At 64.0% G+C, this 7,735-nt stretch carries 8 protein-coding genes and 1 pseudogene; 5 read left to right on the top strand and 4 right to left on the bottom strand.

Annotated elements, in window-relative coordinates:
* Together HLK59_RS46290 and HLK59_RS46285 are read left to right on the top strand one after the other, a co-directional pair.
* A partial coding sequence (locus HLK59_RS46290; protein ID WP_206328401.1) for a hypothetical protein occupies nucleotides 1–338 on the top strand: 338 nt, incomplete at its 5' end.
* A 52-nt stretch (nucleotides 339–390) separates the two neighbouring features.
* Nucleotides 391–1,622 (top strand): IS3 family transposase gene (locus HLK59_RS46285; protein WP_240983036.1). Its coding sequence is split into 2 segments (ribosomal slippage): nucleotides 391–694 and nucleotides 694–1,622, totalling 1,233 coding nucleotides; the frame shifts between segments, so codons are not numbered across the junction.
* 106 nt (nucleotides 1,623–1,728) lie between these two features.
* Here HLK59_RS46285 and HLK59_RS46280 read toward each other — a convergent pair.
* The 3 genes from HLK59_RS46280 to HLK59_RS46270 all read right to left on the bottom strand — a co-directional run bounded on the left by HLK59_RS46280 (nucleotide 1,729) and on the right by HLK59_RS46270 (nucleotide 4,732).
* Nucleotides 1,729–2,547 carry an HNH endonuclease signature motif containing protein gene (locus HLK59_RS46280; protein WP_171147694.1) on the bottom strand — a complete coding sequence of 273 codons (819 nt, stop codon included), beginning with the start codon at nucleotides 2,545–2,547 and terminating at the stop codon, nucleotides 1,729–1,731.
* Nucleotides 2,548–2,609: 62 nt separating this feature from the next.
* A complete protein-coding gene (locus HLK59_RS46275) occupies nucleotides 2,610–4,124 on the bottom strand; it encodes an AAA family ATPase (protein WP_171147693.1) in 1,515 nt (504 codons plus the stop codon).
* Nucleotides 4,125–4,258: 134 nt separating this feature from the next.
* Nucleotides 4,259–4,732: an NUDIX domain-containing protein gene (locus tag HLK59_RS46270; RefSeq protein ID WP_171147692.1), complete on the bottom strand. Its 474-nt coding sequence runs from the start codon at nucleotides 4,730–4,732 to the stop codon at nucleotides 4,259–4,261.
* 93 nt (nucleotides 4,733–4,825) lie between these two features.
* Between HLK59_RS46270 and HLK59_RS52210 the strand changes: the two genes are divergently transcribed.
* The 3 genes from HLK59_RS52210 (at nucleotide 4,826) to HLK59_RS46255 (ending at nucleotide 7,138) form a co-directional block, all read left to right on the top strand.
* Entirely contained in the window at nucleotides 4,826–5,194 is a 369-nt protein-coding gene (locus HLK59_RS52210; RefSeq protein WP_171147691.1) for an integrase core domain-containing protein, read from the top strand.
* Between the two features lie 217 nt (nucleotides 5,195–5,411).
* A complete protein-coding gene (locus tag HLK59_RS46260) occupies nucleotides 5,412–6,164 on the top strand; it encodes a serine hydrolase (protein WP_171147690.1) in 753 nt (250 codons plus the stop codon).
* Nucleotides 6,165–6,184: 20 nt separating this feature from the next.
* Nucleotides 6,185–7,138, top strand: coding sequence for a hypothetical protein (locus HLK59_RS46255; protein ID WP_171147689.1), 954 nt, complete (start codon nucleotides 6,185–6,187; stop codon nucleotides 7,136–7,138).
* Nucleotides 7,139–7,217: 79 nt separating this feature from the next.
* Here the strand turns inward: HLK59_RS46255 and HLK59_RS46250 are convergent.
* A pseudogene (locus HLK59_RS46250) lies at nucleotides 7,218–7,735 on the bottom strand (hypothetical protein); the annotation flags it as partial.

Raw genomic sequence — 7,735 nt, 5'->3', positions numbered from 1 at the left:
ACTACCTGGCCTGGATGCACTACCAGGACGAACACGGCACCGAACCCACCGCCGAAGAGCTCTCCGCCCACCTCGCCGCCCACGGACTCCTCGGACGAGGCGGCAACCCCCTCAGCCCCTCCAACCTCCGCCGCCACTTCCTCCACTGGCGCATCTACAACATCTGGGCCACCCACCGCACACACACCACAACGCCCTCAGCCCACGACATCGCCCAGGAATGCACCACCCGCGGCATCACAGGCCAGTACAACCAACCCATCACCCCCCACCACATCACCCAAGCCACCCCCGAATTCGAACGACGCCAGCACAACCTCACCCACACACCGCCATAACCCCCCTCCCTCCACCAGGCACTGAGCTGTACTGAGATTTGTGGAGTCCCTGATGCCAGGGTTACGGTCCTGGCGAAGGAGAACCACATCAGTGCCAGCACCACGGAAGTACCCCGACGAGCTGCGTGAGCGCGCGATCCGCGAGGTCCGCACCACCGGCCGGCCTGTCGCGCACGTAGCGAAGGACCTCGGCATCCACAAGGAAGCCCTGCGGCAGTGGGTCCGCCAGGCCGAAGCCGACCACGGCGAGCGCGATGACCGGCTGACCACCGCCGAACGCGACGAGCTCAGGCAACTCCGCAAGGAGAACGCCGAGTTGAAGCGGGCGAACGAGATCCTCAAAGCCGCCTCGGTGTTTTTTGCCCAGGAGATCGACCGTCCCCGGACGAGGCCGAGCAGGTGATCGACCACCTGCGTCAGATGGACCTCGGGGTCGATCCCGTATGCCGGGTGCTTCAGCTGTCGCCGTCGACGTACTTCGCCCGCAAGAAGCGGCCCAAGTCGGCCCACCGGCTCCGTGACGAGCAGCTCAGGCCCGTGATCGAGGAGATCCACGCCCAATCCGGCGGCACCTATGGCGCCCGAAGGATCACCCGCGCACTGCGGCGCAGGGGCGTCGATGTGGCCCGCTGCACGGTCGAGCGGCTGATGGCCGAACTCGACCTCGAAAGCGTCATCCGCGGGCAGCGGCGGCGCACCACAGTCCCCGAACCGTCGGCACCGAGGCCGCCGGATCTGGTCGACCGCGACTTCACCGCGTCGCAGCCGGACCAGCTGTGGGTCGCGGACATGACGTATGTGCGGACGTGGTCGGGCTGGGCGTATGTGGCGTTCGTCCTGGACGTGTTCTCCCGGATGATCGTCGGCTGGCAGATCGCGAACCACATGCGGACCGAACTGCCCCTGGACGCACTGGAGATGGCTCTCTGGCGTCGACACGTAAAGAAGGACTCCGGCCTCGTTCATCACAGCGACCGCGGGTCGCAATACGTATCAATTCGATACACCGACCGGCTCGCCGACATCGGCGCCTCCGCGTCGGTCGGCTCCGTCGCGGACTCGTATGACAACGCTATGGCCGAGGCGCTGAACGGCACCTTCAAGGCCGAGTTGATCGAGATGCAAGGCCCCTGGAAGGACGTCGACCAGGTCGAGCGGGCGATCTTCCAATGGGTCACGTGGTACAACGAAGAACGCCTGCACTCCGCGCTCGACTACCTGCCACCAGCCGAGTACGAACGCGACTTCTGGCAGGGCCAGGAAAGAGTCCCGCAGTCCGCCTGAAACAAGATCACCGGACTCTACGAAACTCGGGGCAGCTCAACCTGGGCATCTCAATGACCGTTGACACATGTCTCCTACTGTGTGATCAGCTGAGCCGACCGGGCTTTCAGATGTGCTGTGATGCTGTGGAAGGAGCTGCCGCCCACGAAGCTTGGTGCATTCCGCCCGAGGTGCAGAACCAGTCACTAGCGGCAAGGGCTCTATAAGCGGCGACTTTCCAGTGATTGCGCCACATTTGGTTCCAACTCTCGGCTTTCAATTGGAGGTGCTCCCGGACGGCCTCTGCCCCGCCGGCGTCGAAGGTACGCTGCAACACGTAGGCGTTTCCTGCCAGTTCAGTGGCGGCCTGGGCCGCATACAGACCTGCCAGGCCCAGTGTCTCGAAGTGGTGGCGGACTCGCACCTGAAGCATGTTGGGCCAGTCCTGCGGAGGTTGGACAAAGAAGCTCAACGCGACAGGTGTCCCCTGCAGCACCTCCGCGGCCAGCCACCGTTCGTCATCGATGTTGTCGAAGTACGGATGGAGCGTCTGCTCTTCGGCCTCGCGAGGAGCAGTCGACCGCTTCGTCCGATTGCATTCGCTGCAACAGGGCACGAGGTTGGAAGGCGTGACCGCGAGCAGGGGAAACATGCTTTTGGGCAAGTGGTGGTCCAGCGTGGTGACTTCTCTATGGCCGCACAATGGGCACACCACAGCCGCCATCTTCAGCTCGTCATAGATCGCCCTCCCTGGCCGGCCGACCTTCGCCATCCGCTGGGTGTACACATCAGGCAGGGCTGCGGCCATATCCGGCGAGGCTGGCGTGAACGAGATCCGGTCGAGAGAGTGGAGGGAGGCCGCCTGTGCTGCCGTTTCGAAGCGCGCCGAAGCGGCGACGACGTGCTCTTCAAGGCCTTCGAGCTGCTGTCTGAGGGGCTGGCGCATGCCTGGGACACAGCTTCGGTAAGTCTCGCGGGCGGTGCGACGAGGCAGAGGCAGGGGGCGCATCAGCTGCTGGCCTGACGCTGGTCTCGCAGAGCAACCAGAGCTCGAGCCAGGCTGCGTCCTTCACCGCCGAGCTGGCCTTCAAACCGGGTGATGATCTCCTCATACGCCATGCCGTCGTCGACTGCCTGCTGGACCACCTGGTGAAAGCCCGAGCGAGTGATCTCCAACCCGAACGCTTCGTGCGTCAAAATGCCGACGTTCTCGCCATAGGTTTCGGCAACGGGCCTTTCCGCCTTCATGACGTCGCCGGACCGGTGGACCTTCCACACACACTTACGGGGGGTCTCTTGCAGAACGACCGGCGAGTGCGTGGCGATGATCGCGACACCGTTGCGATCGACCAACAGGTCAGACAGAGCACGGATGAATGCAGCCAGGAGCGGCGGGTGCAGATGCGTTTCCGGTTCGTCGATCAGGACGAGTGTGCGTTCCGAGACCAGGTCTGCCAGACGCGTGATCGCCAGAAGCACGATCTTGTGACCAGAGCTGAGGCCGTTGAACAACGCCTTGGGGTCGACGGAGGCGAGGCCTGGGATACCGGCGACCAGCGGCGCCGCGGCAGCCACCTGAGCGTCCCGGAACAGTGCGTCTGACCCCAAGGTCGCTACTGCCTTTAGCCAGCGTTCCAGTCGCGCACCGTTCAGCGTCTGGACAACGTCGGCGAATTGGCCTGCCGGGTCGGCTGTGCTCAGGCTCGGCGGAGCGTCGCCGATGACCGGAAGACGCCGGAGCGTGACATATGCATGGTTGACGCCCTTCGTCGCCCGGACCGGATCCAGCGGATCGAAGGCACTAAGCGCAACGGAGACCAGATTGGTGAATAGAGGATCGTTTCCCGCGGCGAGAGAGTCGATGACCTGTCCGACCTCGCTTGGCGCAGCGGAGCCATCAGCGACAGCCCGGGCGAGGTTCTGCAGCAGACGGGTCTTCCCCACCCCGTTGCTCCCGATCAGTGCGTGGACGTTCGTCGGAGGCGAAACATTGGGGACGACCTCGAAGTCCAGTCGCAGCGGCGCAATCTGCGCTCGTGAAGGTGCAGTGATGTAAGTGAAGGCATAGTCGACGACCCGATCGCCGCCTTGCGCAATGCGTCGGAATTGATGCATTACCGTCTTCGGTCGAACGCTGCGCAGCAGGGACTGGAGAGTGACGTCTTCGTACTGAACCCGCTCAAATAGAGCGGAGTTGAACGCGATGTCTCCCAGCGCACTTAGGACTTCTGATCCCACGCCCAGTTCGCGAAGCGCCACGTAATACCTGTCGTCCTGTCCCACGGAGAAGAACGTGGCATCCAAGTGATCGAAGTGCTCTGGAAGTGAGGGGGTTCCAGGTTCCCGCATCCCCAACTGCGCAATCTTGACCTGGCCGACGGAGATGAGGGACCCGTGCCGTAGCAACACCAGGTCGAAAGTGGTCCGGTAGCCGTCGTCGTCCCAATCGCTATGGAGGAGGAACACAGCATCCTGCCGCCCGCGCCGCTCGACCACAGTGTTATGCAGGACCGTGAACTGCACATCGCCTCCTCATGTGGAAGCCACCAGGCTAGCCTCACCCCCTTACGAGCTGCGGCGTGGGTTTGGGCATGCTGCAAGTAATCACCGGGCCAAAGCGGCGCAGCGAAAGACACTCGGCCGCAGACCGTACTGAGTCAGTCCAGTACGACGGGCTGCTGCGGGATGTCCCCTGTAATGACGGACGCAACCAGGTCTGCCAGTCCTTCGGGATAGACCCTCTCCTGGGTCGCCCGCAGCTCGGCGAGGGTCCACCAGCGGTACTCACGGATCTCGTCGGGCTGGGTGGCGCGGGCCGGGTCGATGTCGGCTGCGGAGGTGCGGACCAGAAAGTACTTCTCCACCTGACGCACCTCACGCCCTCCGACGACGTGGTTCTCGCTGCGCTCTGCGAGCTGCGCCCCCAGCTCGACGGCCTTCTCGTCGATCCCGAGTTCTTCGCGCAGTTCGCGGAGCGTCGCGGTGGGGTAGTCCTCTCCGTCCTCCAGGGAACCGCCAGGTGTGGCCCAGAAACCGCCGTTTTCGTCGTAACGCAGCAGCAGGACGCGGTCCTGGGCATCGAGGACGATGGCGCGGGCGGCTTCCCTCAGCGGTGGAGTGGAGGTCGTCATGTCCTTCAGTGTGGCATTCGCGGTAGGAGGGTCAGGACCGCTCGACGAGGTACTCACCAATACAGGTGTCGGCGTACACCTGAACGTGGTCGGGTGTACGCCGACACCTGTCCAGCCAGGCGAGTTGATCCCCCACTCGGACGCAGGGTCGCCAGGCAATATACGAGTTTCCGGCTCGCCGAGCATCTGGACGCCGCGGGCATCGCCGCCTCGATCGGATCGGTCGGCGATGCCTACGACAATGCCCTGATGGAGAGCACGATCGGTCTGTTCAAGACCGAGCTGATCAAGCCCCGACGGCCCTTGAAGTCCCTCTCCCAGGTCGAGTTGGCCTCCGCAGAGTGGGTCGACTGGTACAACCACCGCCGACTCCACGGTGAGATAGGGCACGTTCCGACCGTCGAGTACGAAGCCAACCACTACAAGGAATCCACGAAACCCCAGGTCACAACCATCATCTGAGATCTCTACCGAACCCGGGGCGGTTCAGTTCAGAGGATCTGGTGCTGGGACAAGCTCGGTCGCTGGCGAGACTCTCCGCCGCCCCCAAGATCGGCAAGGCGATCCCCAGCACCATCATCCGTCCCGCCTTGCGCCAGTACCAGGTAGCGACGTAGACGCCTACGTCAGTCGCGCCCTACTCTGGGACATCCGGCGACGAGAGATCCGGGGGACTGGCATGGACGTGGAGAGTCTCGTCGATGACTTCATCCGTGACCAGCCCTCAAGAGCCGTCGTTCTCCAGTCCCTGCGCGGTGACCCCGTCCGCGTCCAACGCGATGCGAGCCGCGCGTTCCCGGCTGCCAGCCTCATGAAGGTGCCACTGGTCATCACCGTCCTGGAACAGCTGGACGCCAAGCAGGTCGTGCCTCGTTCAGATCTCAGCGCAACCACGTATCCATCCCTGCTCGAGGTATTCGACGACCACCACACGTTCACGTTGCAGGAACTGTGCTGCCTCATGCTCTCCACCAGCGACAACCCGATCGGCTCCTACCTGACAGACCGGGTGGGCATGACGGCCGTGACACAGACCGCGCGGAGAATCGGCACGGTTGATACGTGCATGCGCGTGGGGTTCACCGATGACGAACTCGGTGCGCCAGCGCGCGAGAGCACAACGACAGCTGCCGATATGGCCCTCATCCTTCAGTACGTCGCCTCGCAGCCCCACTTGCAGCCGATGGTGCGAGCCATGCGCAACAGCATGCGCAACTTCCGTCTTCCGCTGCGCCTGCCGGACGAACTGCCAGTGGCACACAAGACCGGAAGCCTGCGAGGGCTCGCTCACGACGCCGGCATTCTCTTTGGGCGCGACAGGGACGTGGTAGCGGTTTTCCTCACGGACCACCAACCGGACACAGCACTGGTCGGTATCCAGATCGGAGACTGCATTGCAGACGTCTGGCAGCTCCTCGGCGAAGCCGTCTGACAGGATCGCCGGGAATCCGCATGAGCGATCAACGCCGCCTCATCAGCGAGGTGCGGCGCACCGTCCGCACCTACAACCTGCTGGTCTTCGTGCTGGGGGCGGTTACGCTCGTCCTCTCCGTGAACCGTGCCCATGACGATGTCGTCGTCAAGTCACTGGAAGTCGTGGGCACCACACTGGTCTCAGCCGCAATGGTGAGCTTCATCTTCGGACACATCACCATCCGCGACACGACGTTGCAGGTCAACCAGGCCATCGACGACGCTCTGCGTGAGGTCTTGCAGCCGATCAGAGAGAACCTTTTCGCCGGGGCCCTGGCCCGCTACCGATGGGACTGCCATCTGGACACACCCGACCCGGACGGCTATGCACTGCAAGCCATGCGTGTCTCCTATCAGGTCCACCAGATACCCCGCGAGCTGCGGTTCCTCTGCGTGTCCTCACTGACAGACGAATCCTTCACTCGCCTGGAGGGAGACCACCGTTACATCTTTCGCTGGCAGGTCGACGAAGGCCTTATACCGGGCGACCCGGCCTGTTTCCACATCGGCCACGTACGCGTCGACGGACAGGTACTACCCCCCGCCCCGCCTCGCTCGACAACACTGCACGGCTCCCCCGCAGTCGAATACCGCTTCCCCGTCTCCGAACCACGCCGCCACCACGGCTTCCACGCGGTTGAGTTCAGCGTCACAGCCCGCAAATATCTGGGACAGGACCGAGAAATCCGAGTCCAGGCCTACGTGTTCCGGCCGGTCCTGGACGCCGAATACCGACTCACCGTCGGAGAAGCCATCGGCGCACAGATCCTCAACACACAAGTCTCCGGACTCAGCCGACTAGGAGCCGGTGGAATGGCCCACTACGGCCAGACCTACCCCACCTCATTCGGCAAGGTCGCAGCACACGCCATCTTCACCACGCCCCTGCAGACCGGAAGCAGCATCGTCTTCACCATCGACCGCGGACACTGACAGCACATCATTCCTTAACGATCGAGACCGCACTCAGCACCGAGCAGACGCGGTTCGCCGGTCAGCATCGCGGTGGCGGTCACAGCTGATGGAAGGAGACCGGTGCGCCGGATGGTGATGCTGGTCTGAGTTGGCCGAAGCCGGAGGGTGCCGGGGAGAGGCGTTGGGCGAAGCGGCGCAGGCGGTAGGCCATGGAGTTGCTGGGGGTGTCCCGCTCGGTGGTGGCGGTGGCGGTTTTCCAGCAGACGGCTGCGGCGTTCTCGAAGAAGGTGTGTGCGGTGGTGGGTTCGTGGTCGGCGGCGGTGACCTGGACCAGGAGGTGTTCGGGGCCGCAGGGAGTGGCTTTGGTGGGGATGTGCTTGCGGTCCTCGTCGGGGGCGAGCCGGTTGGGCAGGTCATCGGCCGCTGATGGGCTCGCGGGCACGGTGTGCGCGGGGGCGGGCTGGAATTGGTCGCGGGTGCTGGTGGTGGCGGCGACGATGATTTCGAGTTGTTCGGCGAAGTAGGTGCCGGGCAGGGGGATTTCGAGGTCGGGGTGGCGGGCGTAGCCGCCGGTGACGGCGGAGGCGACGAATTCGATGACGGCGCGGGCTGCCG

Source organism: Streptomyces sp. S3(2020), assembly GCF_013044505.1.
Classification (GTDB): domain Bacteria; phylum Actinomycetota; class Actinomycetes; order Streptomycetales; family Streptomycetaceae; genus Streptomyces.
The sequence above is the reverse complement of the archived record's forward strand: the minus strand, read 5'-3'. Positions and strand labels throughout refer to the sequence as shown.

Coding starts and splice junctions, on each gene's coding strand:
- HLK59_RS46280 (WP_171147694.1), bottom strand. CDS start 2,547: ATGCGCCAGCCCCTCAGACAGCAGCTCGAAGGCCTTGAAGAGCACGTC.
- HLK59_RS46270 (WP_171147692.1), bottom strand. CDS start 4,732: ATGACGACCTCCACTCCACCGCTGAGGGAAGCCGCCCGCGCCATCGTC.
- HLK59_RS46260 (WP_171147690.1), top strand. CDS start 5,412: ATGGACGTGGAGAGTCTCGTCGATGACTTCATCCGTGACCAGCCCTCA.
- HLK59_RS46255 (WP_171147689.1), top strand. CDS start 6,185: ATGAGCGATCAACGCCGCCTCATCAGCGAGGTGCGGCGCACCGTCCGC.